The following is a 26531-nucleotide window of genomic DNA, read 5'->3' on the forward strand; positions in this document are numbered from 1 at the left end:
GTTTGTATCCGACGGCTCTTTGCCACCGCACACAAAGCCAGCCACATGAACGAGACGCGCCGAACACTGCTGTCGGCTTTCGCTGCGGGGCCGGCAACGGGCCCGGAACTCGCCGCGGAGTTGGGCGTTTCGCGGGCCGCCGTCTGGAAACAGGTCGACGCGCTGCGCGAGGCCGGCTTCGAGATCGAAAGCACACCGGACGGCTACGCCGTCACGAGCGTCCCGGCGTACGGCGCGGCCGCAATCGAGTATGAACTCGACGCGCCCTATACGGTCGAGTACCACGACTCGATCGGAAGCACGAACGATCGTGCCCGCGAGCTCGCGGCCGACGGCGACCGCGATATCGTCGTCGTTGCCGACGAACAAACTGGCGGTCGGGGACGACTTGAGCGCTCATGGGACTCGCCGCCTGGCGGGATCTGGGCCTCGGCGGTGCTCGATCCGACGTTGCCGGCCGCTCATGTCCCGCTGGTCACATTAGCCGCTGGCGTCGCTGTCGTCGACGCCTGCCGCGCCGTTGGTGTTGAGGCGACGCTCAAATGGCCCAACGACGTGCTCGTCGGCGACGACCCTGACAGCGACCGTGGCGGTCAGAAGCTCGCCGGCATTCTCACCGAGATGGAGGGGAAGCCGACCGCGTTTCCTGGCTCCTCGTGGGAATTGGACTCAACGCCAACATCGCACGCGAGGCGTTGCCGGACGGCGCGACCAGCCTCCAGGAACAGGGCGGCGACGTTGATCGTCGGGCAGTGATCCAGACGATCCTTGAATCGCTGTCGACGTTGGTAGCTGCCCCGGACACGATCATCGAGCAGTGGCGGGCCTACAGCAGCACGCTCGGCCGCGCGGTGCGTGTCGATACCGGCCGCGAGCAAATCGAGGGGAGGGCTGTCGACGTTCAGTTCCCTGGCGCGCTCGTCGTCGACACCGATAGCGGCGAAGAAGTCGTCCATGCCGGCGATTGTGAACATCTCCGGCCGGTCTAATCAGTTCAGAGGTAGCCGAGATCGCTGAGTCGGTCTTCGAGTTCGGGGTGATCTGCGACGGCCTCTTTGAGCGTTGAGACCTCCACCTTGCTGGCTTCCAGTATTTGGAGTGCCGAGCGCAGTTTGTAGTGTACCTCTTGGTCGTCGGTCTCCTCGATCACCGATTCAAGCAGCGTCTGCACCGTCTCCAGTGGATCTTCGCTCATGGTCTGTCTGGGGGCTGGATGAGTATAATCGGTCTGCTTCCGGCTCTCTGGACTGCCACAGGTGAGCCTTACTCGCCGTGGCGATAGGTTTCGATGATATCGTCGAGCACCATCGCCCGCGGGTCGGTCGCGGGATACTGCGTGTCGATCAGCTCGCGGGCGGTGTCGACCTCACCGCGGAGAGCAAACTGCCGGACGCGGGCGGCGACCTGATAGAATTCGCCGTCACCCTCGCCTTCCGGCTCCTCGCGACCCAGAGCGTGGTCGGGAAAGACCTCATCGCGGACGTCCTCGAAATCCAGCATTTCGGGTTCGTAGTCGTCAATCTCGGAGAGGACGTACTCGACGGCAAACCGCTGGAACTCCGATTTACTGGAAAACTGGTCGCCGGAGACCAGCTCCTCGACCCGATCCATCACCGTCTCGGAGAACCTGACTGTGGATTTGACCATTTGTCTTCGGTGTTGGGTGGCAGCTACGTAAGCCTATCCCAGCGTCAGACGCCCGTCAGCCGCCGATGTGGCGGGATAGACTCCAAGCAGTTCAGGCGAGCAGCCGACGATCAGTCCCGCCGATCGCGGACGACATCGAGGGCCTTCCCCGGTGCGCCGAGGGCGTTGAACCCGACGCCGACAAGCACAAACAGGGTATAGAGGCCGAGCGTCGACAGAAAGATGATCACCATGGCGAGGATCGCCAGCCAGTCATTCTGGAGCCAATAAAACGCCCCGAGGGTCATGACGGTGCCGTACAACAAGACTAGATATGGTCCCAGCCGCGGGCGTGGCCGCGGCGGCGCTTCCGGCGGATATAGCGTTCGAGGTCGGCTTTGAGGGCTGGCTTGTCGACGGTTCGATCCTCGATATCGGCCTCGAAGTCGTCGAACTCCGCGCGAAGCTCCGCAAGACGGGCGTCGAGATCGCTGATATCCGGGGCCCCCTCCGGCTCGACGTGACCGCCGTCGCTGGCGGTCGTTTCGTCGGCACCGGGGGTGTCGCCGCCACCTGCCCCATCGTCAGCGATCGACTCCTCGGCGGTTCGCTCAGGCGACATGTATCCGACACCTCGGTTGCCGGGGTGTTGTAACTGCCGATCCGGAACCGCGATCGGCTGGTGGGTGCTGTCTCAGGTCGGTGTCGCCACGCTGTCGACGCCGGCCAGTACCGCGTTGATGATCGCACCCAGAATGACGATATTCGCTGCGAGATAGAGCCACGTCACCAGCAACAGAATGCCGCCGATAACCCCATACGCCGTATACTGGGTTGCACTGGCGGCATAGAGCTGAAAGCCGGCCTGCAGCAGTGTCCAGCCCACAGCCGCAAAGAGTGTTCCCGGGAGGGCGTCTCGGATCGGTATCGGGGGATTCGGGAACTGCCGGTAGACCGGCACCAAGAGCAGCGTCAACACGGCAGGGAGGCCGAGGACGCCGACCACCCGACTGCCTGTGTCGAGCGGCAGCGCGGCCAACACGACCGCAAGCACGACCATGATCCCGATGCCGCCGCCGATCCCGACGAGAACCAAGCTCGCATCCCGGAGCTGGCCGCCGAGACTCGCGGTGTCGCCTTGGCCGTACACGGTCAGAAAGGCGGTATCGAGCGCGCGAAAGACTTTGAGCGTACTCCAGGCGAGGACAGCGAGCCCAACGATGGTCGCGCTGCCGGCTCCAGGCGCGTTCGCAATCGCTCCTGCGACGGCTTCCTGGCCGGCTGGTGTGAGAAACCCACTGGTCAGGGTGACGAGCCGTTCGGCGACGCTCGCGCCGCCGACGCTTGTCGCCACGACGAGCAACAACAGGAGCGCGGGCAACAACGAGACAAAGGCATAGTAGGCGACCGCGGCGGCCAGAAACGTGATCTCCCTGTCTCTGGCCGTCGCCACGACCGCTTTTGTTGTCGCCACGATCGTCCGGGTTCGCGCGTTCACGACCGTCCGTTATCGTGGATCGCCGAAAAGGGGTTGGTGTGTTGACTCAGCGGGTGATCTCTCGCGGCTCAGTTGTCGGCGTCGGGAGCCGCCGCTTCCCGGATCTCTGTGACATCCGCGTCGGTTTTGAACGCCGTCCCGCTGTATTGGGCAGGGGTCGCCTCGTAGCCGGCGGCTCGCAGATCCTCAAGAAAGTCGTCCATCGCGTTGGCCGGGACGCCCCACTGCTTGCAGAGGCGGTGTTGGTCGTAATGGGTCGGTGTATCGAGTTCGTCCGCGACCGTCGCCAGCAGTTTGTCAGCCTGTTTTCGTTCGCCCAATTCTGGGCTGAGTTGCTGACGAACCAGTTCGGTAAACTCGCTGTCGGCGACCCCGCCGAGCCAGATCGGGCCGGCGGTGACGACGCGATTGCTCCCACAGTTCCGACAGGTCTCGGGCACCGACTCGGGATACCAGCCGAACTCATGCTCGCGGGCGAGACAGTCCTCGCAGTGGTGGACAAACCCCAGCGATTCGAGCAGGTCGTCGGCACGGCTCGCGCTGTGGTCGAGTTCCAAATACGTGCGGGCGTAGTGGCGGCTGACATGGGAGCAGATCGGTTCGGCGGCGACATCGTAGCGGGCGGCCGTCCGAACTAACGCGGAGATGAGCGTTCGCAGCCCCATCTCAGGGTGGTAGTCGGTGTTGCGCGGCACCGCGCTGTACTTGCGTTTCCCGCTATTGAGATGCGCGCCACAGATCGGTGCGGTGTCGGTCGCCGTCACACAGACCATATTGCGGGTTTGAGCGAAGGCAGCGTCAGCGAAGGGGATCGGCGTGCCGAAGGGATCGAGATCAACGATATCGAACATCTCCTCATGCAGGAGGGCGTTGACATTGCGCTCAACAACCGCACCGTCGAGATCGTTGTGAGCGAGGTTTTGTCTGGCGAGGGCGACGGCCTCGCTGTCGGTGTCACAGCAGGTCACGTCGTACCCTTCGTTTGCGGCTCGCACGCCACGAATCCCGGAGGCAGCCATCCCATCGAGATAGGTGGCAACACGGGGTTCCCGCTCCTGGTAGGCCCGCAGCACGGCGACCGTGATATCCCGATTGAGCTCCATCGTCGGGTTGAAGAACACGCCGTCGCCGCTGCCCTCCCGGGTGCCGTCTCGTGGCTGCTCGACGTCGATCTCGACGCCGCCCTCGCTGAGTTCCATAGCGACCGTGGGTGCCGCCGCCGGAAAAAGGACACCGAACCTGATTAGGCCCGGTGTCCTGTAAGCCCGCTGTGAGCGAGGTCGACGACTGGCGGGCGGCACTCGATGCGGCCGGTGAGCTACAGCCGGCGATCGTTACCGCCATCCTCTCGGCCCACGGCGACCGCGGCGGCAAAGCCATCGACGCGGTGGCTGAACAACGGGTGAAGCGGTACCGCGATTTTACCGTCGTCGTCGGCTACGAATCCGAATACGTGATCGAAGACGGCGGCTGCACCTGCAAGGACAGCCAGTACAATCTCGACGCGGATGAACAGTGCTGGCACGCCCTGGCCGTCGAGATCGCCGAGCGAATCGATGCGATTGATCACCACGATATGTGGTACTCTGACGTACGAGACTTCATGTAGGTCGCGGCGACTTCACCGCGGATCTGTCGTCAACACATAGCCAAACAGCGGCCCGAAGGCGGCGACTAACGCGGCGGCGACAAGCGGCTCAGATGGCCCGGCCGTGACTCCGGCGATGACAACCAAGCCGGCAGCCACGCCGAGGCCACCGAGCAATGTGTTTCGGCGTCGCTGCTGTGTCGGCTGTACACCGCCGACGTAGAACAGCCAGCCGGCGAGGAAGACCAACAGCGCGCTGATCGCCGCCGGGCCGGTGGCGGCGACCGTTCCGATAGCAAGCAGCCCGGCCGCACCGAGCGTTGTTATGACAACGACAACACGCGGCTTGAGGCTCGCTGGTGGGGTGCCGTAGCTGCTGGCGTAGCCCGCAACCGGCAGAAAGACGACGAGTGCCAACAGCCAGCCGAACACGACCGTGTCGATGGTTGGTGGCTGTTGGCGAACGATCCCGCCCCAGACGACAAGTGATGCACCGCTGGCGATGATCGTAAGGAATCGCGGCGGTAAGACGCCCGTCGGCGAGTCGCTGGTGCGTACCGCGTAGGCCCCGAAGGGGTACCAGCAGACAACGGTGGCGACGATCGCTGCGGCCGGATCGCCAAGTGAAAAAAGGACGAATCCACCGATCCCGCCCCCGAGGATTCCCCCGGCGATCAGGGCCAACTCGGGCGCATACCGGTTCATACAGCCACCTCGCGGCGGGTGCCAAAGAGTCACGCGGTTCTCGATCCCGGCAGCGGAAGCGTTTAGACGGGGGATTCGCTACGACGGTGTATGGCGAACTGTCCACTGGCGGAGGACTGTCCAAGCTTCTCCGAGCGGATGCAAGGCATGGGGTGTCAACACTACGAGGAGAACCGCGGCGGCGCGGAGTGGTGCCAACACTACGGGATGCCGATCACCGAACTCAAACAGCAGCCGGTCACCCCCGGCGAGGAGGTTATCGTCGACATCGACGATATCCACGAAAGCGGGGCCGGCGTCGGCAGCACCGAGGATGGGTTTATCGTGTTTGTCGATGGGTTGCTGCCGCCGGCTCGGGCGAAGGTGCGGATCGATCGCGTCAAAGGCAGTCACGCCCGCGCAAAGAAGATCGTCGAACGGCTCCCACTGGAAGCCGACGAGGAATCCGAGGAAGACGCCGATGCCGACTTGGACGATGAGGAGACCGACGATGCGGATACCGCCGCCGACACCGGTGACGACGACGGCGATACCGAGGAATCAGCCGATGAGGAGGGAGACACGGACGACAGCGACGACAGTCCAGATCGTCCCGACCGCGACCGCCTCGGTAGCCGCGAGAACTTCTGGGGTGGCTGAGGTCGGTCACCGAGCGATGCCGCCGTGGACAACGAAGTCTGTAGCTTTTTGCAGTTCCCCGACAATACGTGAGCAATGACCGACAGCGATGGCACGCCAACCGCAACGCCACCGGACGAGGACGGCGCGTCACTCGATGTGGCCGCACTCCTCGATCGGATCGGGTTCGATCCCGAGACCAATGTGTTGACCCAGCGGCAAGCCGAGGTACTCGCGCTCCGGGAACACGGCCTCCGCCAGCGGGATATCGCCGACCGACTCGGCACCTCCCGGGCCAACGTCTCAAACATCGAGAGCAGTGCGCGCGAAAATGTTCAGAAGGCGACCGAGACGGTCGGGTTTGCCGAAGCGTTGTCGGCACCGGTTCGCGTCGAAATCCCCGCCGAGACGGATCTCTATGATGTGCCGAATCTGATCTTTGATGCGGCCGACGAGGCGAACGTGAAGGTTACCTACACCGCCCCCGATCTGATGAAATTGATCAGCGATGAGGCCTCCGCGGCGATCAAAGGCCGCAACGTCAGAACCCGGCTGTTCGTTAGTGTCACTTCGGAGGGCGCGATTCGCGTCCGACAGGCAACGCACTAGCTGTCGGTATTTTGGTTTCCGTCGGCCTCCCAGGTTTCGATCCGTCCGGCGTCGATATCCTCGACACAGCCACGGCAGTCGACGTGCTCGGCGTCGAAACAGGCAGGGCGGCCCTCGCTGTCGATCGTGGCGGCGCGCTTCACTGCATGGCGGCGACACACGAGTTGCGCACGGCCGACATCGTCGGTCGGCAACGCTGCGATCGCGTCGTCGTCACCCCCGACTTTCCCTTCGCTGAAGGCAGCGCGAGTGCGTTCGACGTTCCGGCCGACTGCGCGGAGCCGCTCCCGCAGGAACGCTTCAAGCCGCTCGTCCATGGTCGGTTTTCGACGGCAGTCGGTATAGGCTCGTTGCTGGCGGCCCGCAGGGATGGGTCGAAGCAGGGTCATCGAGGAGGTCGATGCGCTGTCGTTCGTCCTCGCCGCCTGCTGTCGAATTTCACTTTCAGCCTGCTCCCCATATCTTTTATACGATGCAGCATCAATCGACGTATGTCTCCCATTGAAAACACCGCGGAGGCAACCACTATGACCGAATTGCGAACACACGCAGCCGAGATTGCGGAACAGTTCTCAGACCACGTCGAGGTCACCGAAGACGAGGTCGAATCCAAGCTCCAACAGCTCGTCGAGGAGTACCAAGTCCCCCTCGATGAGGCCACCCGGAGTGTCAGAAACAGCTACCTCGAAGAGGCCGGCTTGGAGCGCGACGAGATCAGCCAGGGCGGCAGCGACCAAGTGCTGGTCAACGAGATCGACCAAGACGAGCAGTGGGTCGACCTCCGCGTCAAACTGGTCGACCTCTGGGATCCCCGCAGCGACTCCATCTCCCAGGTCGGTTTGCTGGGCGACGAATCGGGGACGATCAAGTTCGTCGCGTTCAAAACCTCCGAACTGGAGAAACTGGCGGAAGGCCAGAGTTACGAGCTCTCGAATGTCGTCACCGACGAGTACGAGGGCACATACTCGGTCAAACTCAACCGCACGACGACGATCACCGAGATCGACGAGGAAATCGAGGTCGGCGACAACAGCGACACCGTCGAGGGTGCGTTGGTGGATGTCCAGTCTGGCAGCGGGCTCATCAAACGTTGTCCCGAGGACGACTGTACGCGCGTTCTCCAGAACGGCCGGTGTGCCGAACACGGCGAGGTCGACGGCGAGTTCGACCTCCGCATCAAAGCCGTGCTTGATGACGGCCAGACGGTACAAGACGTGATCTTCAACCGCGAGGCGACCGAGGAGCTCACTGGTATTGAGCTGGACGAAGCCAAACAGCTTGCTAAGGACGCTCTCGATACGACCGTCGTTGCCGACGAGATGCGTGCCGACATCCTCGGCCGGTATTACACCGTCACAGGGCCGACGCTTGGCCGCTACGTGCTGGCCAACGAGTTCGACCAACACGACGGGCCAGCGGATGCCGAGAGCGTGCTGATCAAAGCGAGGTCGATCTAACATGAGCGAAAGTGAATCCGAATCCGTCAGCCGCGAGGTCGCACAGCGTGTGTTCGCCGCCGAGTTCAACGACGCCAGCTACACATTCAAGGAAAGCGACGACGACCGCGCGCCGGTCTATCTGCTGTTGCCGACCGGCGAGCGCGCCAACCGGATCTTCGTCGTCGGCACCCTCACCGAAACCGAGGATGTCGGCGAAGACAACGAGTACTGGCGCGGCCGGATCGTCGATCCGACGGGGACGTTCTTCGTCTACGCCGGTCAGTATCAGCCCGACGCCGCAAGCGCGTTGCGAGAGCTTGAACCGCCGGCTTACGTTGCGGTCGTCGGCAAGCCCCGCACCTACGAAACTGACGAAGGCGATATCAACGTCTCCGTTCGTCCCGAGTCAATCACCGAGGTTGACGCCGCAACCCGGGATCAGTGGGTTGTCGAAACCGCTGACCGAACACTCGACCGGATCGACGCCTTCGATGCGGCTGGCAACGAGTACGCCCGCATGGCGGGCGATGAGTACGGCGATGCTGTCGCAAAATACACTGAGACCGTCGTCGAAGGGCTGGAAAGTCTCGAAACAACGGATGAACTCGATGCGGATGTGGCTGCCGACACCGACGGTGATACTGCGAATGCGACCGACGATGACGCCGAGGGCGACGCCGTCGATACGGCTGACCCGAGCCCGCAACCGTAACTGTCCTCGTAGCTGTTAGCGATCCGTTTTTACCCTCGTTTATTGTGGGTTCCGCGTCGACACGCCGTATCTGTGCTGCGTCTGACGAATCATTAAGTATTCGCGCCTGCCATATGTGGACAACTGAGCGCACACCATGGGAAACAAAAACAAGACCATTTCCTTCCGTGTCAACGAGGATTCCTTCGAGAAACTGCGGGAGATCGCCGAACAGCGTGACATCTCGCTGTCGGCCGTCTTCCGGGAGTACGTCGAAACCCTCGTCGCCCACGATGGCCAAGTCGAGGTCGTCCCCGAAGCGCGCATCGACGACGCCGACGACACCGATGCGTTCCCGCCGAAAGTTGAGGTGCCGAAAAGCTTCGTCCGCGAACACGAACGGCTCGAACTTGAGGCCGACCACCTCCGCGAACAGCTCGAAGAGCACAAACAGTACGTGACGTATCTCCACGACCGGCTTGATGAGCAAACCGAAGACGAAGAGGAGGTCGTCCGGCTGGAAGATCTCGATTCAGAGGTCGACACGGGCGAGGAAGACGAACCGACCTTCCGACTCGGGTAAGTTACCCTGTCAGATCACGTTTTGCGGTGCGAATCGCTTCGCTCCGGCCTGTGTCTTCGATGTCGGCGAGTGCCTCGGCGGCCTCCAGCGTGCGGACTGACTGGTCGAGAAATGAGAGGATATCCCCGGAGTACGCATACAGCATGTAGTCGTCGCCCATTACATCGACGATAGCGTCGGGCCCGAATCCTTGCGCGCGAAGCTCCAGCAGGTAGTCGATGAATTTCCGTTCGGCACAGCCACAGTAGGGGTGAGACTCACAGCTACAGTCGAGGAAATCCTCCGAGAAATCGAGGACGCGATCACGAGTCGTGCTGTCGAGTTTGGCGAGGCTATCGCCGGTAAACAGCATATCAAGCGTTGCCCCGGCAAACGCGCTTTTCGGGAAACTGGTGTCCAACTGCGAGGCGAGTTGGCGATGGTTTTTGACGTAGATCTTGTCCGTGATGGCCACAGCTACCTGCCCGTAACGGCGGCGACGACAAAAGCGTCGCGCTCGGCGGCCAGCGGTTGGATGCCAGGCGTTCCCGCGGAGTCCCCGAGTCGTAACGTATATCTTCCCGAACGGAATACGATGGAATGCGTGTCCGGGGTAGGGTAGTGGACTATCCTTCAGCCTTGTGGAGGCTGAGACGCGGGTTCGATTCTCGCCCCTGGACCTTCTCCGAACTTCTCTCCTTGTGAGCGTGTGCTCCGTATGGAGCACCGCGAACAGAACGCTGTGAGGAGAAGGTTCAACGAAAGAGAATCGAAGCAGGGAGTGGAGTGAGCGATACCGAGCGGAACGACCGAGGTTCGATTCTCGCCCCTGGACCTTTTGCTCCGAGAACTTACGCGAGGAGCTACAAGTCCATCTGAAGAGATCGAACCCTGCCAGTCGCGCGCAGCGTCAGCGAGCACGTCTGGCTTCGGTTCGATTCTCGCCCCTGGATCTTTCTGCTCTAATTTGTGATCCCAATAGCTTTGAGCGTGCTGTCGATATACTGGTCAATGACGCCTCGCGGCCGCCGACTGCTCGCCGTCGCACTCCTCGTTGGGCTGTTGGCCGGTCTCTCAGTGTGGCATGGCACGCTTGTGCCACATGCGGCAGACGGGCGATATCCCGGTCCCGAAGCTATCGCAACCGGTGGTGATGCCCTCGTCGGTGACACGGTGACGGTGTGGGGAACGGTCGTTGCAACTGATCCTGTCATCATCGAAGCCGAACCACGTGGGCAACGTGTTCGATTCACGCTAACCGGTGAGCCGGTGGCTGACGCATCGATCGGGGCTGAAATTGGTGCTCACGGAACGTTGCAGTCGCCTGACACTGTTGCAGTCGACCGGGCCCTTCTCCAAGCGTCATGGGAACTGCGGTATCTCTACATCATTTCATTCGTCGCCGGACTGTGGGTACTCGGCCGATTTCTCCGTGGCTGGTACCTCGACGGCCCAACGCTCTCTTTTCGGCCGCGATCACAAGACGACTGATATGGGCACCGCAATCGACACTATCCACTACTGAAACATGATGAGCAACCATTATATAGTCGCCCAGTAACGTACCGCTATGACCCAGCGGGCGATCGTCGTCGATGACTCCTCGTTTCAGCGAAATATCGTCTCGAATACGATCGGGAACTGGTTTGATGTCGTCGGGACGGCGAAAAACGGGAAGGAGGCCATCGAGGTCTTTGAGGCGAAGCGCCCGGATGTCATCACCATGGATATCATGATGCCGGAGCTCAACGGCATCGAATCCCTCCGCCGAATCAAATCTCGCTCCCCAGAAACGACGATTGTGATGGTGACGAGCGTCTCCCAAAACGAGAAGATGCGAGAGGCTGCCCGCGCCGGTGCCGACGGCTATGTGACAAAACCGGTCGACACCGAAGCCCTCCGTGAAGAGTTCGACGACGTGCTTGATTTCCCGGTGACCCGCTAATCCACCTCGTTATCGCAGTGCTGCGACCAGCTTTTCCATCCCCGCGAGGCCCTTTTCGACGCCTGTTCTGAGGAGCGACCCGCTCTTGAGTGTCCCAAATCTGGCATAGGAAGCCGTCTGTAGTGTGCCTGCCTTCGCGTAGTAGCCGCTTTTTCTGGCTGCACCGATCGCGTAATGTTTGGCCGCCATCGGCACCGGCGCCCGTCGTCCCTGCACCGCCGTTGAGCCGTTGCGGATCGCCGTGAGCACATCCTCGCGTGTAACCGCCTCGCGATCGACTTCCGGGATCGTGATCTCTGTGTACGCTCGCCCGACGTACGGCAGCGTGTGGGCGTCGCTGGCGGCGACAGTCGGGTAGCCGTAGGCCTCGGCGTACCGCCGAGCGCGTTGGTTCTTGTAGCCGGTAAACAGCCAAGCGTTGAACGTCTCGATCGCGTCCACATCGGGGATGTTCTTCTTGCGGACGCCGTGGCGGGTTCGCTGGAATGGATGGGGGACGATGGCGACGCCGCCGTGGTCGCGGATCCACGCGACCGTTTCATCGTACGGCGCACGGCGTGGCGGCATCTCATCGACGCCGATCGCAAGCAGGTGGCCGTGGGCGGTTGACACCTCAACGCCGGGGATCCCGATAAGTCCGTAGTCGGCTGCGAGAGCGGCCGCACGTTTGGATTCGTGGATCACGTCGTGGTCGGTGATGACGACGCCGTCGAGCCCGATGTCGGCGGCGTGTTCGAGGATGAGGTCGACCGGCTCGTGGCCATCGTAGGAGCCCTCCGAGTGGACGTGAAAATCGAGCTGGAGGGTTGACATACGATTCAAAACGCCCTACACGAACAAAAAGCTCGGCACTCGGCGTCGATCACACCGTCGCCGCCAGCCGCTTGCCAACGTCGACGCCACACCACAGGGCCTCGTGAGCCCGTGGCTCGCCGACAACCCAGTCGCCGGCGACATAGAGACCGTGTGCCTCCAGCGGCTCGACGGCTTCGCTGTCGACGCCAGCATCCGGGACGGCGTATCGCCAGCCCTGATCGTCGACCCAGTCCGGTTCCGTGAGGCGGTCGTCATCGAGGAGCCTGGCGGCCTTCGCAGCAACCTCGCTTGCGGCGTCGTCGACCGGCTTATCGTAGTTTGCTGTCGACCAGTCGGGCGCCATCTGGACGACCAGTAGTTCCTCGCCGTCCGGTATGTGGCCGGGTTTGCAGGATTCCCGGGCCAGCCAGCCAATGTCGTGGTCGCGGTCGTCGTTGACCAAGGCATAGTATGGGCGATCGATCTCGAAGGGGTAGTGCAACAGCAGCGATCGAATCGTCCGATACGGCACCTGATCGACGGCATCGATGGCCGCGGCGAGGTCGCCGTCGCCATCGACGAGTTCGGTCGCCCGCAGGAGGTCGGCCGTCTGGGGGCCGGCGGTGTCAACACGACCGCATCAAACGGGCCGTGGGTTGCTCCGTCCGTATCACTCACTGTCCAGCCTGAGTCGCCTTCTTCGAGTGCGTCGACGCGGGTTTCTTTGTTGATCTCAGCATCGGTGCGGCCAAACAGTCGCTTGGCGAGTTGGGTGATCCCGGCCTCCCACGTCCATTTGTGTGACTCTGGCCGCTGGCTTTCCGAGATCGTGCCCTCGCCGTCGAAGGGCCACACCGGTGCGTCGATGTCGACGAGGCCGTCGGCCCCAAGCGACTTCAGCAGCTCACGGGTTCGCTCGTCGCTGTCTTTGATATAGTTCGCGCCGTGGTCGTACCGGCAGCCGTCTCGGCGACGGGTCGCGGCGCGGCCGCCGACGCCGCGGCTCTTTTCGAGCACCGTAACCGACACCGGCTCGTCGCTGAGTGCGTCGGCCATCCCCGCCGCGGCGAGTCCGGCACCCACGATACAGAGGCGACTCTCGTCGTCTGTGGACATACAGACCGATAGCGCGCCAGCCGGTAAAACCTCTCGTCGGCTGCCGTCTCAGCGATCGAATGAATCCCCCGCTTTCAGCTTCCGAACCCGCGTTGCCAACGCCCACAACAGCGGCAGTACCGTCAGGACGACCGCAGCCCACCCCGCCAGTTGAAACGCCGTTGCCTCCAGTGCGATCGGTGTCTCGCGGGCCAGCGGGATCGCTGTATGGTGTGGCTCACCGACAATGGGGATAAAGTAGTCAACCGTGAGGTCGACTGTGTACCACAGTACCGCGAGGCTGACCGCCCGAACCGGAAAGTCGGTTATTCGGTGGAGGACGAACGCTTGGACGACCATGGCGAGATGGCTGACGAGGAGGAAGGCATACAGCGGGAGCGGTGTGAACGCGAGGAACTCCTCGGCGAAGACAACCAACACCCACGGCGTCCACAAGCCGAGTTTGATGTTGCCAAAAAAGGCCAATGTCGTCAGCGTGTCGTTGGCTCGCCCAACAGCCCACAGCGCGAACGCACCCGCGATAAATAGCGTTGCCATCGGGCTGTCAGGGACAAAGAGCCACATTTCTGTGGGCGTCGCGGCAAATTGAGCGCGGTAGTACCAGAACCCAAAGGCGGTGCCCGCGAGGTTGATGGCGACAACGAGCCAGACGAGCCGGAAGCCGAGATTCCTGGGTGGTTGGCACCGGCGACAGCCACCACGGCAGGTCATCACGAGCGGGCAGTGACTGTCGATCACGCAGCAGCCGGGACATACCGGCGGTGCGCCGGCGAGTTCAATAAGTGACGCGATGCCGCTCAGGCACCGGTCTTCTCGACGTGGTACCACGTGCCGTCCCAGCTGACGGCGTACTCAAGGATTGATTTGAGCATGAGGACGCCAAAAACCGGGTAGACAAACGGTGCGATGAGCGTAATCGAGACAACCGAGTCGATGTCGCCGGCTCGGGTGTCCGCCCAGCCGACGCCGGCGGCGATAAGCGCGGTCGCGAAAATCGGGAGAAGATAAAACAGCGTGGCATCGAACAGCACCAACACCGAGAGCTTCGAGAGCAACACCAACAGGAAGATGCTGCCGCCGATGCTCGTGATCATCCGCGACATCGAGATCCAGCGGCGGTGTCGAATCCCGTCGGTGAGCCGCCCCATCAGCGTCGCATGCAGCACTTCGACCTGTCCAATGCGCCATCGTTTGCGCTGTCCCCAGAAGTCTGTGAGCGTGTGTGGGGCCTCCATCAGGCTCGTGTAGTTTCGGGCCTGTCGTACCGACAGATCATGGCGGTAGCATTTGTGGGCGAAAGCAAGGTCTTCGGTCAGCAGATCGTCGTAGCCGCCGACTGTTTCGTACGCTTCTCGGGTAAAGACCGTCGACGAACTCCGGCAGTTGCGGAACCCGGTCAACTCAACCAGCTTGTAGCTGGCGTGGAACGTCACGCGCTCACAGTAGGCCAACGTCTCGACGAAGCCGGTTGGCTCGGGGATCCGACGACCCTGGAATACGTCGTGGCCCTCGATGTGGAGTGCGCCCATGCCGCTGGCAAGGAACGAGTCGTCAACGACCTCGTCGGCGTCGAAGACGGCGAAGGCGTCGCTTTCAGCCCGTTCAACGACTGTTTGGATCGCGCCGGCTTTCGAGCCCGGATGCTCGTTGATCATCACCGACACGGTATCGTCGGTCATGGATCTGGCAGCCGTGATCGTCGCTTCGTCGTCGGGTTCGCAGGCGATAACGATCTCACGATTCTCGTAGGTCGACGCTCGCAGGCTGTCGACGCTCCGATGGAGGACATTCGCGTCTCGATAGACCGGAATAATCGCCGTCAGCTTCGGGCCGTCGGTGAGTTCGGCGACATTGGTCGCAGGCGTCGAGACTTCGTGGATTAACAACAGCCCGCTAAACAGGAGAAAGCCGGTAAAGACGAGGCTGGCCGAGATGGCATCGAGCCAGACGATTTCGAGAGAGAGCCACAGCAGCTCGACGGTGAGCACCTGCTGTTGGATCCCCTGATAGAGGCCGAAAAGCACCAACAGCAGGGCGGTTCCGGCCCACCCGATCGTTTCAAACGCACGTTGGAGATGGGCTCTCATAGCGGGGTAGTGATCAAACATGCTGTCGCTATCAAGTAAAAGCCCTCGAAAACGACCCGCAGCGTCGATCATACCCAACATTTGGCATGGGAGGCATCCACAGTCGAGACTGTCGATCAGTTTTGTGTTCATTTCAGGGTCAACGGTTTAGTTCCCAGCCGACAGATGAGACGTATGACAGCCACAGCACTCCCACAGTTGGAGGCCCCATGAGCGAGTCAGCCCATTCCCGTGGTCGGAGACGCCCGAACGCACGAGCCCAGCAGTCGCTTCGCCGTCCGACGCGGGAAGCGTACTCGATCCGTACCATCGAGTTCGACAGCGACGGCGAGACCTGTGTCGGGACGCTGTACCTGCCCGCCGACATCGACACGCCACCGGTTGTGGTGATGGCACCTGGGCTCGGCATGTGGCGATCCTTTGTCCTCCCCGCGGTCGCCGAGCGGTTTGCGGCTGCTGGCTTCGCTGCCTTCGTCTTTGATTTCCGCCATCACGGTGACAGCGAGGGTAAGCCACGGGGGCTCGCCGATCCACAAAAACAGATCGCCGACTACGAGGCTGCGATCGAAGCGATGATTGACACCGACGCTGTCGACAGCAATCGGCTCATCCTCTGGGGCTACTCCTTTTCCGGTGGTCACGTCCTCTCGGTCGCTGCCGATGACTTCCGCGTCGCCGGCGTGATCGCAACGGCTCCCTTCGTTGATGGCCGGCAGGAACTCCGTCGCTCGCTGCGACAGCCCAAACAGTTCCTGCAATCGACGGTGGCTGGCCTGCGGGACGCAGTCGGCGCAAAGATCGGTCGAGGACACGAGGTGCGACTCGTTGACGACCCCGGCGAGTTCGCGGTGCTAACCGCTCCGGGCGCGAAGCGGGCGATCCTCGATGCCGTCGACCGCGATTCCGATTGGGTCAATCGGCTGCCGGCACGGATTTTTCTCGCGCTGCCATCATATCGACCGATCACGACCGCCGACGAAATTCGCTGTCCCACGCTCGTTATTGGAGGCAGTCGGGATCAGATCGTTCCCGCCGAAGGCCCCGAAGCCGTGGCCGACCGCATCCCAGAATCGACGTATATCGAACTCCCGGCCGACCACATGAGCGTCTTCGATGCGGACTTCGAGACCGTTGTCGGTCACCAACTCACCTTCCTCCGGGCGACAGTCGACCACCGGCAGTGATCGTGCGGTGACCGGCTGTCGCCGTCGACAGCGACAACCGACAACCCTTAGCAACCGCCGCCCGCAGGCCTCCCTATGACCGCAGACGCCGACCGCGTGGCCGCCCTCGCCGAGCGCGTCGAGGCCGGCGAGCTCCGCCTTCATGAACTGACTGACCACACTGATTCCGACACCGCTGCCGCCGTTCGCCGGCAGGTCGTTGAAACCGCTGCCGACGCCGACTGTGAGGCCATCGGCGACTACGGCTTCCCGGCGGCGGTCGCCGAACCAAACATCGAGAACATGATCGGCACTGTACAGGTGCCGCTGGGCGTCGTCGGCCCGGTCGATATCAACGGGGCCGCACTGGACGACGAACGCTATCTCCCGTTGGCGACGACTGAGGGCGCGCTGTTGGCTTCGGTCAATCGTGGCTGCTCGGTCATCAACAAGGCCGGCGGTGCGACCGCCCGCGTGACGAAAGCTGGGATGACCCGCGCGCCGGTGTTCAGCGTCACCGATGTGGCCGAAGCTCTCGCGCTCGTCGAGTGGGTTCGGGACAACGAAGCTGCCCTGCGTGAGGCTGCCGAGGAGACGACAAACCACGGCGAGCTACAGGACGTGACGCCCTACGTCGTCGGTAACAACGTCTATCTCCGGTTCCAGTACGACACGAAGGACGCGATGGGGATGAACATGGTCACCATCGCCACGAAGGCCGCCTGTGAGGTCGTCGAAGATGAGACGGCCGCCTCCTTGGTTGCGCTGTCGGGGAATCTCTGTACGGACAAGAAGCCAGCAGCGATCAACGCGGTCGAGGGCCGCGGCCGCTCGGTGACAGCCGATGTCGTCGTCCCCAGCGAGGTCGTCGTCGAAACCCTCGATACCACGCCCGAAGCCATCGCCGAGATCAACACCCGAAAGAATCTCCTCGGCTCGGCGAAAGCCGGCGCGCTCGGATTCAACGCCCACGTCGCCAACCCGGTCGCGGCGATGTTCCTGGCGACCGGCCAGGACGAAGCCCAGGTCGTCGAGGGGGCGAACGCGATTACGACCGCCGAGGAGACCGACGACGGCGACCTCTACATGTCGGTGTCGCTGGCGAGTCTCGAAGTCGGCACCGTCGGCGGCGGGACGAAGCTCCCAACGCAGTCGGAAGCCCTCGACATCCTTGGCGTCGGCGGCGGTGGCGACCCCGCCGGGAGCAACGCCGACGCGCTGGCGGAGGCGATTGCGGTCGGCGCACTGCGGGCGAACTCTCCCTGCTCGCCGCGCTCGGCTCGCGGCATCTGTCGAGTGCCCACGAATCGCTTGGGCGATAATTGGCAGGCTCCCAGCAGCTACAGGAGTCGATACCGACCGCGACTTTCTGAGGCGTCACCCACCCGACAGAGTTTTTCGAGAAGTTTGCTCGTTTTTCCCGCCGGCACGCCACGATCGGCGGCGTAGTCGATGATCTCGCTCTCTGTCGGTCGATCCTCGCCGCCGGCCTCGCGGACGGCTTCCCGAACGATCTCGTCGTGTGAGCTTGCTGTCTCGCGTGTTGTCTCGCCCGCGGCGGCGACGCTGTCGGTATCGATCCCGGACGCTTCCAGATACTCGCGGTCATCGATGCCGGCGTCTTCGGCCTGCGCTTCGAGTTCGGAGACGTGGGCGACATCAGCGAAGGCTGCGGAATCACCCTGTTTTTTCGCCAGCAACGCTGATCGGGCCTCTCTGGCTGCCGATCGATCCTTGGATTCGAACAACCGTTTCAGCTTGCTTGTTTGGTGCGTCCGCTCACACCGTGGGCACGTCGCGGAGTCCGCGCACTCAGGATCAGTAAGGAGCCACAGCATACTGCAGTTGTTGCAGCCAACGACCGCGTACATATGATGGTCGTCTCGGTGTACCGTGTTGAGTTTGTGGGTCGCGGTGCGGCAGCGTTCGGTTACCCACCGCTGACCGGCGGAAACAACGCGAGTTCGTCGTCGTCGCTGACGGGCGTGGCGAGGCCGGTGTCGCTGACGTTCTCGCCGTTCCGCAGCAGATTGAGATGGGATTCGAGGTCACCGTCGGCTGTGAACACCCGATCCGCTAACTGGGGATACTCGGCCAACAGCGCGTCGAGCGCATCACCGGCGGTCGGTTCGCTGTCGTCGACGGAGACGTCGATCTCGTCGTCGCCGGCGCGTTCGGCGAGATCCGCAAACAGCTTCCAGCGCATACGTGACGGTCGGTATACTGCTGTATCAGCGTTTCGTCGACACCGCAGCAAAAAATAACGAAGCTCGGGACGGCTTACTCGTCCTGTGCCCAGTCTTCAGATCGTTCGACGGCGTCCTTCCAGCGTCCGTAGTTGACCTCGATGTCTGCGTCGGGGTCTTGTGGGAAGCGTCGGTCGACCTGCCAGTTGTCGCGGAGTTCGTCAACCGTGTCCCAGTAGCCGACGGCGAGGCCGGCGGCGTAGGCCGCGCCAAGGGCGGTCGTCTCGTCGACGACCGGGCGGACGATTTCCGTGCCGATGATGTTGGCTTGGAGCTGACAGAGGAAGTTGTTTTTGACCGCACCGCCGTCGACGCGGAGGCTCGACAGGTCGATGTCGGCGTCGGAGACCATCGCTTCGGCGACGTCTTTGGTCTGGTAGGCGATGGATTCGAGCGTGGCGCGAACGATGTGTTCGCGTCGGGTACCACGGGTCATGCCGACGATCGTCCCGCGTGCGCGCTGATCCCAGTGGGGTGCACCGAGACCAGTGAACGCTGGGACGACATAGACGCCGTCAGTCGAGTCGACGCTGCGTGCGAGTTCTTCGGACTCGGCAGCGTCCTCGATGAGCGTCATGTCTTCGAGCCACTCGATCGCGGCACCGGTAATGAAGATCGAGCCTTCGAGGGCGTACTGCACGTCGCCACCGGATTTCTGGAAGCCGATGGTGGTGAGGAGGCCGTGATCGGAGCTGACGGCCTCGTTGCCGGTGTTCATGAGCATGAACGAGCCGGTACCGTAGGTGTTCTTGGCGTCACCGGCGTCGAAGCAGGTCTGGCCGAACAGGGCGGCCTGCTGGTCGCCGAGGGCACCCGCGACGGGCACTTCGGCACCGAGGAAGCCGTCGGCGTCCGTGGAACCGTAGGTCTCGTCGTCCGAAGACGGACGAACCTCGGGCAGGATCTCTCGGGGAACGTTGAACTCGTCGAGGAGTTCGTCGTCCCATTCGAGCTCGTTGATGTCGTAGAGCATCGTGCGGGATGCGTTGGACACGTCGGTGATGTGGTTGCCAGTAAGGTTGTAGATAACCCACGTGTCCGGGGTGCCCATCATGAGCTCGCCGTCTTCGGCGCGGTCGCGGACGTCTTCCGGCCGCGATCGCTGAAGCTTAATCGGGTCGGCGTTGTCGAGGATCCACTCGGCTTTCGTCGCCGAGAAGTACGCATCACATTCGAGACCGGTCTTCTCGCGGATCTCCTCTACCTTGCCGGCTTCCTGGATTTCTTCGACGCGATCGGTCGTACGACGGTCTTGCCAGACGAGGGCGTTGTGTACTGGTTTGCCGGTTTCGGCATCCCAGATAATCGTGGTCTCGCGCTGGTTGGTGATCCCGATCGATTCGAGCTGCTCGGCATCAAGTCCCTCTTTGTCGAGGGCCTCGTTGATGACGAGCTTCGTGTTCTCCCAGATTTCCATCGGGTCGTGTTCGACCCAGCCGGGCTCCGGATAGATCTGTTCGTGTTTTTCGTAGGCTTGCGATACAACATTCCCGTCATGGTCGAAGACCATGAAGCGGGTACCGGTCGTCCCTTGGTCGATTGACCCAACGTATGTGTCTGTCATAGATCTCACCTGGTAGTATGGCGGGCAGCATGGTGACAGTGAAGCCACTCGGCGTTGAGATGGGGTGTCACCGGGTGCGCCCGAGCCATACTGTCAGTACAGAAACCACCGGTATAAGCATGATCATTTAGGATATATCATGTTTATATTTGTATGTTAATTTCTGCTAAAACTGAGAAAAGGCTATTTATAATCATATATACATCCATTTTGAGCTCGCAAATGGTGCAAATAAATGCGTGTCCGATATGTTAGCCACCTCGTATATGACAATTATCACGTATCCGCTGGTCAGAGCCGCCCATCAGCAGCCTTCGTTCGAAGCTCGGCAACACGCTCGCGGATCGACGCCATCTCCTCGCTTTCCTGTTTGTCGTCAACGTGACTATACATCAGCCCCATGCGGTGGTTGCTCCGAAGTTGCTCCTCGTTGCGATCAAGAAAGTCCCAGTACAACGCGTTGAACGGACAGGCGTTCTCGCCGGTCGTCTTCGTCTTATAATACTTGCAGTCACTACAATAGTCCGACATCTTGTCGATATAGTTGGCCGAGGAGACGTAGGGTTTCGTGGCGAAGACGCCGTGGCCGTACTGGCCCATCTCGATCACGTTCGGTGTTGTCACCCAATGGTAGGCATCGACGTAGGTCGCATGAAACCAGTCGTTGAGTTCGCTGGGTTCGACACCCCACAGCGTGGCGAAGTTGGCCAACACCATCAGCCGCTGGATGTGATGGGAGTAGCCGCGATCGTGAACCTCACTGATCGTCTGTGAGAGACATTCCATCTCGGTGTCGCCGTCCCAGTAGAATGCCGGCAGCGACGCAGTCGCATCGAGTTGGTTGGCTTCTGCGAGGGCTGGCATCGCATGCCGATAGACATGTCGCATGAACTCCCGCCAGCCGAGTATCTGGCGAACACAGCCCTCAACGGCGTTGAGCGGGAGATCACGGGACTCGTCGGGGTCAGTAATCGCGTCGATGACCTCAACCGGATGCAACAGTCCGAGATTGATCGATGAGCCGAGCAGGGAGTGGGCCATCGCCCAGTCATCGGCTCGCATCGCATCCTGATACCGACCGAACTCGCCGAGTCGCTCATCGAGAAACCGATCCAGTGCGTCGCAGGCCTGCTCGCGGGTGACCGGCCACGGGAAGTTGTCAACTGAGGTGTTCCCCCACGTTTCGAAGGTGTCCTCGACCCACGCGGCCGTCTCGGCCGTTCGCTCGTCGGGATCGTATGACGGCGTCGGCGGGGCTGTCCACGTCTCGTCGGGAAACTCACGGTTCTCGTCGTCGTAGTTCCACTCCCCGCCAACCGGCTGGTCGCCGTTCATCAACACCCCGGTCTCGCGGCGCAGCCACCGATACATCGATTCATGTTTGAACGTCGGTGTCTCGTCGTCGGGATCGGCGTTAGCCCACTCGTCGAAAGCCTGTCGGGTGCTTACAAACAACTCGTTGTCAACGAATCGCACGTCGCCGTCGGCGGCCTCGATCAACTCCCGAAACCGGCGTTCGGAGCCGTAGCTTGGCGACCGCATCGCCACCAACCGTGCCTCTGGGTAGTCGTCGAAAAACGTCGCCAGCCCGTCGGCGAAGCTCTCAGCCGTGATGTAGATCACCTCGTAGCCGGCGTCGCGGAGTCGATCCCGAAAGTGTCGCATCGCAGCAAAGACGAGTGTCAGCTTGTGGTGGTGATACGGTTTCCGCGCCGCAAAGTCGTGGGCCTCGATCATGAGCACCGGCGAGCCCTCGGGTGCTCGCGCAATCGGCCCGGATCGCGTGGTGAGCTGTGTCCCCAGCACCCACGGCACGTCGGTATCGCGAAGCGAGTAGTCCGGCGGGTCGCCGACGATCGGCTGTTGCATACTTCTGGTAGTGGGCCCGCACACTTAGCCGTGTAGCCGTGATACCACCGAGTCGCTGCGACCGGTTGGAATCAGTCCGGGTCGACCGTGTCGATTACGACGACGCTTTCTGGAGCGTGAGTGTAAACACGCTGCCCTCGGGCTCGTTGTCGGTGATCTCGATGTCGCCGTCATAGATGTCGGTGAGGGTATCGACGAGATACAGCCCGATCCCCGAGCCAGGGCTTTCTAACCCGTGTTCCCCGCGGCCGAAGATCTCTTGGCGGCGATCCTCGGGGATGCCGGGGCCGTTGTCGGCAACGTGGATGACGACGCTGTCGCCGCGCTCCTCGCCGCTGATCGTCACCTCGGGTGTCGATTTGTCGTTGTGCGTGATCGCGTTGGTGATCAGGTTTCGAAACACCGAGGAGAGCAGTTCCGTCGCCGCAACCTCAACCCCGGTCGGAAACCCATCGTCGATTTGGATGTCAGCATCCTCGTAGGTGCGGCGGGCTTTTCGGCATTCGTCGGTCAACACTGCGGTGAGGTCAATCGGTTCCAGTGCGGGTTCGGCGTCGCCGCCGATCACGTCAAGGAACTCACCGACTGTCTCGGTGATATCGGTGATGTGGGTCGCAGCCCGCAACACGGGCTGGAGGGAGTCGGCCGTCGACTCATCAAGCTGGTCGGCGAGGCTTTTGCCGTGGCCTAAGATCACTGCCACGTCGTTTTTGATATCGTGGCGAACAACCTGATTCAACAGTGCGAGTTCCTCGTTTGCGGCTTCGAGTTCGGCCTGTGTCTCCCGCAGCACCGCCTCGCGTTCGGCCTGATCGAGGGCGGCGGTGACCGTCGCTGCCAACACATCGATCAGCGTGCGATCGGTCTCCGAGAACGCATGCGCTGTCGTCGCACCGGTCACAAGGATCCCGTGGTCGCCGAGTGGCACCAACACTTCCGAGCCGAAGACCGTCTCGTCGTTGTGCAACGCCTCGGCAGCGGTGAGGTCGTCGTATACACGGGTCTCACCGTCGGTGAATGCCTCCCACGCGACGGCGTCACCTTGGTGGAACGTCGGCTGGTCGTCGATCAATTCGGCGGCTGCCGCCGTTTGGGTCGCCGGCACGAGGGCCTCGCGGTCGTCATCGTACCACCAGATGCCGGTGAGCGGCAGGTCGAGTACCGCCGCCGCTCGCTCGGCTGTGACCTCGGCGATTGCGTCGCGAGATTCCGCGGCCATCAGCTGTCTGGCGGTCTCGTTGAGCGCGGTGAGTTTGGCCTCGAAGGCGTTGCTCGAAAGCTCGGAGCCAAGCCACTGAGCGGCGATCTGGGCGAAGGCGGTGTCGCCGTCGCTAAAGCCCTCGCGTCGGCTGTCTCGGGCGGCAAAACAGAGCGTCCCGTACGGCGTGTCGTCGACGACAACCGGCACACCGAGATAGGTCTGAAAGCCGTCGGTACCATACGCTGATGTGTCGGCGTCCTCGCCATCCGGGCCGCTGGTGAAAGTGACAGGCTCGCCGGCCTCAACGACGGGTTTACAGTAGGTTTCCTCAAGCGCAAAGCTGTCGCCAGCGGTAATCGGCGCATTGTCCGGGACGGCAGCCTCCACCGCGTAGTCGCCACTGTCGATGCTGGCAAAGACGCCAATATCGACATCGAGATAATCGACCCCGAGTGCCAACATCGACTCGACGGTTGCCTCGAAGGAACGTTCCTCGTCGGTCGTGATCGCATGGAACCGTCGGAGGGCGTCGTTTCGGGCTTCGATCTGTCGCTCGTAGGCCATCCGGCTGCTCACGTCGCGGATCGACGCCAGCGTCGCCAACGCCGCCCCGTTGGGGCCGGTCAGCGTCGTGCTGAGCGTCTCGCCTTCGAAGGTCGTGCCGTCGGCCCGTTTGTAGGTGAGGACGTAGGGCTGGTCGCTCGGTTGGGTGGCGTCGTCTTCGCCGATCGGCTCACCGTACAGCGTCGACACCGGCTGGCCGACTACCTCCTCGGTCGTATAGCCGAACAGCGATTCCGCGGTTGGGTTGAGATCCGTGATCCGGCGGTCGCCGTCGGCAACGATCAGGGCGTCTGCGGTCTGCTCGAACACCGCCTCAAAGAGCCGCTGTTTCCGCTGTAAATCGAGGTCATGGCCGTCCTGATCGGCAAGATCACGGAAGACCACGGTGAGCCCCGTGTCGCTGGGATGAGCCCGCACGGAGAACCATCGCGAAAGCGGTTCATAGTAGATATCGAAGCGGGTCATCTCACCGGTTTCCATCGCGGTGCGAAACTCCTCGCCGACGAGGCCCTCGGCGGCTTCCGGAAACGCCTCCCACAGCGTTTGGCCGAGCAGTGTCTCCGGGTCTGACGCAAGCAGCTCGGCGGCGTGCTCGTTACAGAAGGTGAACCGCCAGTCTGTGTCGAGGGCGTACACGGCGTCGTCGATGCGATCGAGCACCGCGTCGATCGACGCATCATCGCCGAGCACGAAAGTGTCGTCAGGAGGCATCGTGCTATGAGTTCCCATTGGAGTCCGACCACTCGAAGCCATCGGTATCGGCGTCAGTTGGCTGGCGGCCCTCGTCGGGTGGGGTTGGTGCGTCGTCCTCGTTCACGCCATCGGCATCCCCGTCTTCAGCTGCCTGAAGCGCTCTGACTGTCGACTGCCGGGCGAGATACGCCTGCAGTTGGCTATCGTACTCGCCCCGTTCGATCAGGTCGGCGACAACACTCTTGAACTCGGCTTCCGACACCGGTTTGGTCAGATACTCATCGAAATCGAGATCAAAGAGATCCTCGCCGGGTTCCTCGGCGGTGATCATCACAACCCGGGTGTCATACTCCTGTTCGCGGAGCCACGCCAACACCTCGTCGCCGGAACGCCCCGGCATCCGGCGATCGAGGACGAGCACGTCGACCTCGGGGCCGAGCTCCTCAATCGTCTCATCGCCATCATGGGCGGTGCGTACCGCATACTCCCCGGAGAGCCACGAGGTATGCATCGTTGCGACCCGTCGGTCGTCGTCGGCGACGACGATGATCCGCTCTTCCTCGGGGGCGGTATCGACCCAGTCGGCGAGCTGCCGACAGATCGCCTCCAACTCCGCGCCGCGATCGGTCAGCACGTAGGCGAACTCCGGTGGATGCTGGCCGATCTTGACCTGTTCGAGACTGTCGGTAGCCTCAAGCGTTGACAGCGTCTCACCGAGTAGTTCCTCGGTAATCTCGGGGAGTGCCGCAGCGAGTTCCTCAAATGTCATCCCGTCGCTGTCGGCCAACGCTCGGAGGACGACCGGTGGCCACGGCTCAGCAAGGAGGGCTGCGGCCTCACGGAAGGCTGTGGACGCACCGGCATCGCCGAGTGGCCCGCTGTCGCTCATGGGTGTACCACGAACAGCGGGTGTAAAATCACTTTGGGGCGGGTGGTTGTCTGTGAGGCTGTGAGTCGTCGCCACCAGCGACTATTCGAGTTCGAAGGCGACCTCGACTTCCGCCTGATACTCCTTATCGTCGGCGGTGGCGAGTTCGACGCCCAACTCTTGGACTTCAACCCAATGGAGGTTCTCCAGGGTGTCGCGGGCGCGAGCGATGGCGTCGTCGACGGCTGCATCGAAGCTATCCGTGCTGGTGCCGATGAGTGTGACCTTTTTGTGTACCATTGCAACAGAACCTTTCACGCCGGTGACTAAAAAGCCACCCCCAAACACCGACCTCACCCCAAGCGACTGCCCATGAACCGAGCGCAGACCGTACTGTTTTGGCCGACGGGTGGTGACCATCGGGCATGCGTCGACCCCCGGAGCCCCGCGGCGAGCAGACACGGCTGGTCGAGCAGTCGCCGTGGATCGTCAGCGAACCCGACGCCGACCCGCTGACAGACACCCCAGTCGGAGTCATCCATCCGGCCAAACGCGGCGGGCGGGTGCTTGATACGCCACCGGCTGCCGGTCGACTCACCATCAGTCGTCGCACCATTCGCGTCGAAAAGCTGGCCCGCATGGTCGGCACCCTCCGGATCAGGTTTACCGATATCATCGGTGTTGGTCGGAGCCACCGGACGATCAACGGTACGCGCGTCGAGACGGTCGGGGTTCGGCATCTCGATCCGCCGGCAACCGTCTACACAACCGAATTTAGCGTCTGGGACGACCGAGAACACACACTCTTCACGCAGTTCCTCCGTCGATACTACCGCAAGCAGCGACGAACAATCGCGGCTGTCGACCTCTCTGCGGCACAACTCGAACTGCTTGTCACCCTGTATTCGGCTGTCGGCGATATCGACATCGAATCGATCCTCCAAAAATCGACCGCCGACATCACTGAGCTCTTTGGGCCGCTTCGCGAGGCCGGCCTGATCAGCGGCGGCGGGATCGGCAGCATGCTCACAGGCCGGGGCTACATGCTTGTTGGCGAGCGCATCGACGACGATACGCTGTAAGG

At 62.2% G+C, this 26531-nt stretch carries 28 protein-coding genes, 1 tRNA gene and 4 pseudogenes; 13 read left to right on the plus strand and 20 right to left on the minus strand.

Translation table 11 applies throughout. From position 1 onward, the window contains the following. Window positions 1-45 precede the first annotated feature (45 nt). Window positions 46-989: pseudogene (locus ACFQJB_RS04955) on the plus strand (biotin--[acetyl-CoA-carboxylase] ligase). A 5-nt stretch (window positions 990-994) separates the two neighbouring features. Here the strand turns inward: ACFQJB_RS04955 and ACFQJB_RS04960 are convergent. The 6 genes from ACFQJB_RS04960 to ACFQJB_RS04985 all read right to left on the minus strand — a co-directional run bounded on the left by ACFQJB_RS04960 (window position 995) and on the right by ACFQJB_RS04985 (window position 4323). Then, entirely contained in the window at window positions 995-1195 is a 201-nt protein-coding gene (locus ACFQJB_RS04960) for a hypothetical protein (RefSeq protein WP_120103083.1), read from the minus strand. Between the two features lie 68 nt (window positions 1196-1263). Next, complete coding sequence (locus ACFQJB_RS04965) at window positions 1264-1647, minus strand: transcriptional regulator (RefSeq protein ID WP_120103084.1); 384 nt, start codon at window positions 1645-1647, stop codon at window positions 1264-1266. 110 nt (window positions 1648-1757) lie between these two features. Beyond that, entirely contained in the window at window positions 1758-1952 is a 195-nt protein-coding gene (locus ACFQJB_RS04970; RefSeq protein ID WP_379724625.1) for a hypothetical protein, read from the minus strand. Window positions 1953-1954: 2 nt separating this feature from the next. Continuing rightward, a complete protein-coding gene (locus ACFQJB_RS04975; RefSeq protein WP_379724628.1) occupies window positions 1955-2248 on the minus strand; it encodes a hypothetical protein in 294 nt (97 codons plus the stop codon). A gap of 72 nt (window positions 2249-2320) precedes the next feature. Then, on the minus strand, window positions 2321-3124 hold the full coding sequence (locus tag ACFQJB_RS04980; protein ID WP_379724631.1) for a YihY/virulence factor BrkB family protein: 804 nt from the start codon (window positions 3122-3124) through the stop codon (window positions 2321-2323). A 68-nt stretch (window positions 3125-3192) separates the two neighbouring features. Further along, window positions 3193-4323: a tRNA (guanine(26)-N(2))-dimethyltransferase gene (locus ACFQJB_RS04985; protein WP_379724634.1), complete on the minus strand. Its 1131-nt coding sequence runs from the start codon at window positions 4321-4323 to the stop codon at window positions 3193-3195. A 71-nt stretch (window positions 4324-4394) separates the two neighbouring features. Here ACFQJB_RS04985 and ACFQJB_RS04990 point away from each other — a divergent pair, with 71 nt between their 5' ends. Next, on the plus strand, window positions 4395-4733 hold the full coding sequence (locus ACFQJB_RS04990) for an SWIM zinc finger family protein (protein WP_120103086.1): 339 nt from the start codon (window positions 4395-4397) through the stop codon (window positions 4731-4733). Between the two features lie 12 nt (window positions 4734-4745). Here ACFQJB_RS04990 and ACFQJB_RS04995 read toward each other — a convergent pair whose 3' ends face one another. Beyond that, the gene (locus ACFQJB_RS04995; RefSeq protein ID WP_379724637.1) at window positions 4746-5417 is read right to left on the minus strand and encodes a hypothetical protein; all 672 of its coding nucleotides are present in this window, start codon (window positions 5415-5417) and stop codon (window positions 4746-4748) included. 90 nt (window positions 5418-5507) lie between these two features. Here ACFQJB_RS04995 and ACFQJB_RS05000 point away from each other — a divergent pair, with 90 nt between their 5' ends. Further along, window positions 5508-6056, plus strand: a complete 549-nt coding sequence (locus ACFQJB_RS05000; RefSeq protein WP_379724640.1) for a TRAM domain-containing protein — start codon at window positions 5508-5510, stop codon at window positions 6054-6056. A gap of 75 nt (window positions 6057-6131) precedes the next feature. Then, window positions 6132-6644, plus strand: a complete 513-nt coding sequence (locus tag ACFQJB_RS05005) for a Tfx family DNA-binding protein (RefSeq protein WP_120103089.1) — start codon at window positions 6132-6134, stop codon at window positions 6642-6644. On the opposite strand, the gene ACFQJB_RS05010 is transcribed toward ACFQJB_RS05005, so the two are convergent. Continuing rightward, entirely contained in the window at window positions 6641-6961 is a 321-nt protein-coding gene (locus ACFQJB_RS05010) for a DUF7091 family protein (protein ID WP_379724643.1), read from the minus strand. The two genes, ACFQJB_RS05005 and ACFQJB_RS05010, sit on opposite strands and share 4 nt — an antisense overlap. Before the next feature lie 210 nt (window positions 6962-7171). Here ACFQJB_RS05010 and ACFQJB_RS05015 point away from each other — a divergent pair, with 210 nt between their 5' ends. From ACFQJB_RS05015 to ACFQJB_RS05025, 3 genes are all read left to right on the plus strand, one after another. Continuing rightward, complete coding sequence (locus ACFQJB_RS05015) at window positions 7172-8101, plus strand: replication factor A (protein ID WP_379727958.1); 930 nt, start codon at window positions 7172-7174, stop codon at window positions 8099-8101. A gap of 1 nt (window position 8102) precedes the next feature. Continuing rightward, window positions 8103-8795 (plus strand): RPA family protein, encoded by a 693-nt coding sequence (locus tag ACFQJB_RS05020; RefSeq protein WP_379724646.1) that lies wholly within the window; start codon window positions 8103-8105, stop codon window positions 8793-8795. A 136-nt stretch (window positions 8796-8931) separates the two neighbouring features. Further along, on the plus strand, window positions 8932-9357 hold the full coding sequence (locus ACFQJB_RS05025; RefSeq protein WP_120103092.1) for a ribbon-helix-helix protein, CopG family: 426 nt from the start codon (window positions 8932-8934) through the stop codon (window positions 9355-9357). A 1-nt stretch (window position 9358) separates the two neighbouring features. Here ACFQJB_RS05025 and ACFQJB_RS05030 read toward each other — a convergent pair whose 3' ends face one another. Next, complete coding sequence (locus tag ACFQJB_RS05030; RefSeq protein WP_379724649.1) at window positions 9359-9811, minus strand: DUF5814 domain-containing protein; 453 nt, start codon at window positions 9809-9811, stop codon at window positions 9359-9361. A 132-nt stretch (window positions 9812-9943) separates the two neighbouring features. On the opposite strand from ACFQJB_RS05030, the gene ACFQJB_RS05035 reads away from it, so the two are divergent. From ACFQJB_RS05035 to ACFQJB_RS05045, 3 genes are all read left to right on the plus strand, one after another. Further along, a tRNA-His gene (locus ACFQJB_RS05035) sits at window positions 9944-10016 on the plus strand. 331 nt (window positions 10017-10347) lie between these two features. Further along, complete coding sequence (locus ACFQJB_RS05040) at window positions 10348-10827, plus strand: hypothetical protein (protein ID WP_379724652.1); 480 nt, start codon at window positions 10348-10350, stop codon at window positions 10825-10827. A 79-nt stretch (window positions 10828-10906) separates the two neighbouring features. Next, window positions 10907-11281 (plus strand): response regulator transcription factor, encoded by a 375-nt coding sequence (locus tag ACFQJB_RS05045; protein ID WP_120103095.1) that lies wholly within the window; start codon window positions 10907-10909, stop codon window positions 11279-11281. Between the two features lie 9 nt (window positions 11282-11290). On the opposite strand, the gene ACFQJB_RS05050 is transcribed toward ACFQJB_RS05045, so the two are convergent. The 4 genes and pseudogenes from ACFQJB_RS05050 to ACFQJB_RS05065 all read right to left on the minus strand — a co-directional run bounded on the left by ACFQJB_RS05050 (window position 11291) and on the right by ACFQJB_RS05065 (window position 15300). After that, on the minus strand, window positions 11291-12094 hold the full coding sequence (locus ACFQJB_RS05050) for a CehA/McbA family metallohydrolase (RefSeq protein ID WP_379724655.1): 804 nt from the start codon (window positions 12092-12094) through the stop codon (window positions 11291-11293). Window positions 12095-12143: 49 nt separating this feature from the next. After that, window positions 12144-13192, minus strand: a pseudogene (locus ACFQJB_RS05055) (NAD(P)/FAD-dependent oxidoreductase). A gap of 48 nt (window positions 13193-13240) precedes the next feature. Continuing rightward, window positions 13241-13946 (minus strand): annotated as a pseudogene (locus ACFQJB_RS05060) (DUF1405 domain-containing protein). A 43-nt stretch (window positions 13947-13989) separates the two neighbouring features. Next, window positions 13990-15300: a glycosyltransferase gene (locus tag ACFQJB_RS05065; protein WP_379724658.1), complete on the minus strand. Its 1311-nt coding sequence runs from the start codon at window positions 15298-15300 to the stop codon at window positions 13990-13992. A gap of 188 nt (window positions 15301-15488) precedes the next feature. On the opposite strand from ACFQJB_RS05065, the gene ACFQJB_RS05070 reads away from it, so the two are divergent. Together ACFQJB_RS05070 and hmgA are read left to right on the plus strand one after the other, a co-directional pair. After that, window positions 15489-16463 (plus strand): alpha/beta hydrolase, encoded by a 975-nt coding sequence (locus ACFQJB_RS05070; protein WP_379724661.1) that lies wholly within the window; start codon window positions 15489-15491, stop codon window positions 16461-16463. Between the two features lie 75 nt (window positions 16464-16538). Then, window positions 16539-17764 (plus strand): annotated as a pseudogene (gene hmgA, locus ACFQJB_RS05075) (hydroxymethylglutaryl-CoA reductase (NADPH)). 18 nt (window positions 17765-17782) lie between these two features. Here hmgA and ACFQJB_RS05080 read toward each other — a convergent pair. From ACFQJB_RS05080 to ACFQJB_RS05110, 7 genes are all read right to left on the minus strand, one after another. Continuing rightward, window positions 17783-18313, minus strand: coding sequence for a DUF5817 domain-containing protein (locus tag ACFQJB_RS05080; protein WP_379724664.1), 531 nt, complete (start codon window positions 18311-18313; stop codon window positions 17783-17785). A gap of 59 nt (window positions 18314-18372) precedes the next feature. After that, complete coding sequence (locus tag ACFQJB_RS05085; RefSeq protein ID WP_379724667.1) at window positions 18373-18648, minus strand: ubiquitin-like small modifier protein 1; 276 nt, start codon at window positions 18646-18648, stop codon at window positions 18373-18375. Window positions 18649-18722: 74 nt separating this feature from the next. Continuing rightward, the gene (gene glpK, locus ACFQJB_RS05090; RefSeq protein ID WP_379724670.1) at window positions 18723-20252 is read right to left on the minus strand and encodes a glycerol kinase GlpK; all 1530 of its coding nucleotides are present in this window, start codon (window positions 20250-20252) and stop codon (window positions 18723-18725) included. 291 nt (window positions 20253-20543) lie between these two features. Then, entirely contained in the window at window positions 20544-22121 is a 1578-nt protein-coding gene (locus ACFQJB_RS05095) for a cryptochrome/photolyase family protein (protein ID WP_379724672.1), read from the minus strand. A 94-nt stretch (window positions 22122-22215) separates the two neighbouring features. Next, window positions 22216-24615 (minus strand): GAF domain-containing protein, encoded by a 2400-nt coding sequence (locus ACFQJB_RS05100; protein WP_379724675.1) that lies wholly within the window; start codon window positions 24613-24615, stop codon window positions 22216-22218. After that, a complete protein-coding gene (locus tag ACFQJB_RS05105) occupies window positions 24602-25468 on the minus strand; it encodes a response regulator (protein ID WP_379724678.1) in 867 nt (288 codons plus the stop codon). The genes ACFQJB_RS05100 and ACFQJB_RS05105 overlap by 14 nt, the downstream gene beginning before the upstream one ends. A gap of 81 nt (window positions 25469-25549) precedes the next feature. After that, window positions 25550-25747, minus strand: coding sequence for a dodecin (locus ACFQJB_RS05110; RefSeq protein WP_120103154.1), 198 nt, complete (start codon window positions 25745-25747; stop codon window positions 25550-25552). Between the two features lie 125 nt (window positions 25748-25872). On the opposite strand from ACFQJB_RS05110, the gene ACFQJB_RS05115 reads away from it, so the two are divergent. Beyond that, window positions 25873-26529, plus strand: coding sequence for a CheF family chemotaxis protein (locus tag ACFQJB_RS05115; RefSeq protein ID WP_120103153.1), 657 nt, complete (start codon window positions 25873-25875; stop codon window positions 26527-26529). The last annotated feature ends 2 nt before the right edge of the window (window positions 26530-26531 follow it).

The sequence above is a fragment of the Halonotius sp. GCM10025705 genome (assembly GCF_042662885.1).
In the GTDB taxonomy this organism is placed as follows: domain Archaea; phylum Halobacteriota; class Halobacteria; order Halobacteriales; family Haloferacaceae; genus Halonotius; species Halonotius aquaticus.

Bases quoted from the DNA above. Each gene is read 5' to 3' on its own strand.
- ACFQJB_RS04960 (WP_120103083.1), bottom strand. From the start codon at position 1,195: ATGAGCGAAGATCCACTGGAGACGGTGCAGACGCTGCTTGAATCGGTG.
- ACFQJB_RS04965 (WP_120103084.1), bottom strand. From the start codon at position 1,647: ATGGTCAAATCCACAGTCAGGTTCTCCGAGACGGTGATGGATCGGGTC.
- ACFQJB_RS04975 (WP_379724628.1), bottom strand. From the start codon at position 2,248: ATGTCGCCTGAGCGAACCGCCGAGGAGTCGATCGCTGACGATGGGGCA.
- ACFQJB_RS04985 (WP_379724634.1), bottom strand. From the start codon at position 4,323: ATGGAACTCAGCGAGGGCGGCGTCGAGATCGACGTCGAGCAGCCACGA.
- ACFQJB_RS04995 (WP_379724637.1), bottom strand. From the start codon at position 5,417: ATGAACCGGTATGCGCCCGAGTTGGCCCTGATCGCCGGGGGAATCCTC.
- ACFQJB_RS05000 (WP_379724640.1), top strand. From the start codon at position 5,508: ATGGCGAACTGTCCACTGGCGGAGGACTGTCCAAGCTTCTCCGAGCGG.
- ACFQJB_RS05005 (WP_120103089.1), top strand. From the start codon at position 6,132: ATGACCGACAGCGATGGCACGCCAACCGCAACGCCACCGGACGAGGAC.
- ACFQJB_RS05010 (WP_379724643.1), bottom strand. From the start codon at position 6,961: ATGGACGAGCGGCTTGAAGCGTTCCTGCGGGAGCGGCTCCGCGCAGTC.
- ACFQJB_RS05015 (WP_379727958.1), top strand. From the start codon at position 7,172: ATGACCGAATTGCGAACACACGCAGCCGAGATTGCGGAACAGTTCTCA.
- ACFQJB_RS05020 (WP_379724646.1), top strand. From the start codon at position 8,103: ATGAGCGAAAGTGAATCCGAATCCGTCAGCCGCGAGGTCGCACAGCGT.
- ACFQJB_RS05025 (WP_120103092.1), top strand. From the start codon at position 8,932: ATGGGAAACAAAAACAAGACCATTTCCTTCCGTGTCAACGAGGATTCC.
- ACFQJB_RS05040 (WP_379724652.1), top strand. From the start codon at position 10,348: ATGACGCCTCGCGGCCGCCGACTGCTCGCCGTCGCACTCCTCGTTGGG.
- ACFQJB_RS05045 (WP_120103095.1), top strand. From the start codon at position 10,907: ATGACCCAGCGGGCGATCGTCGTCGATGACTCCTCGTTTCAGCGAAAT.
- ACFQJB_RS05050 (WP_379724655.1), bottom strand. From the start codon at position 12,094: ATGTCAACCCTCCAGCTCGATTTTCACGTCCACTCGGAGGGCTCCTAC.
- ACFQJB_RS05065 (WP_379724658.1), bottom strand. From the start codon at position 15,300: ATGTTTGATCACTACCCCGCTATGAGAGCCCATCTCCAACGTGCGTTT.
- ACFQJB_RS05070 (WP_379724661.1), top strand. From the start codon at position 15,489: ATGAGCGAGTCAGCCCATTCCCGTGGTCGGAGACGCCCGAACGCACGA.
- ACFQJB_RS05080 (WP_379724664.1), bottom strand. From the start codon at position 18,313: ATGTACGCGGTCGTTGGCTGCAACAACTGCAGTATGCTGTGGCTCCTT.
- ACFQJB_RS05085 (WP_379724667.1), bottom strand. From the start codon at position 18,648: ATGCGCTGGAAGCTGTTTGCGGATCTCGCCGAACGCGCCGGCGACGAC.
- glpK (WP_379724670.1), bottom strand. From the start codon at position 20,252: ATGACAGACACATACGTTGGGTCAATCGACCAAGGGACGACCGGTACC.
- ACFQJB_RS05095 (WP_379724672.1), bottom strand. From the start codon at position 22,121: ATGCAACAGCCGATCGTCGGCGACCCGCCGGACTACTCGCTTCGCGAT.
- ACFQJB_RS05100 (WP_379724675.1), bottom strand. From the start codon at position 24,615: ATGGGAACTCATAGCACGATGCCTCCTGACGACACTTTCGTGCTCGGC.
- ACFQJB_RS05105 (WP_379724678.1), bottom strand. From the start codon at position 25,468: ATGAGCGACAGCGGGCCACTCGGCGATGCCGGTGCGTCCACAGCCTTC.
- ACFQJB_RS05110 (WP_120103154.1), bottom strand. From the start codon at position 25,747: ATGGTACACAAAAAGGTCACACTCATCGGCACCAGCACGGATAGCTTC.
- ACFQJB_RS05115 (WP_120103153.1), top strand. From the start codon at position 25,873: ATGCGTCGACCCCCGGAGCCCCGCGGCGAGCAGACACGGCTGGTCGAG.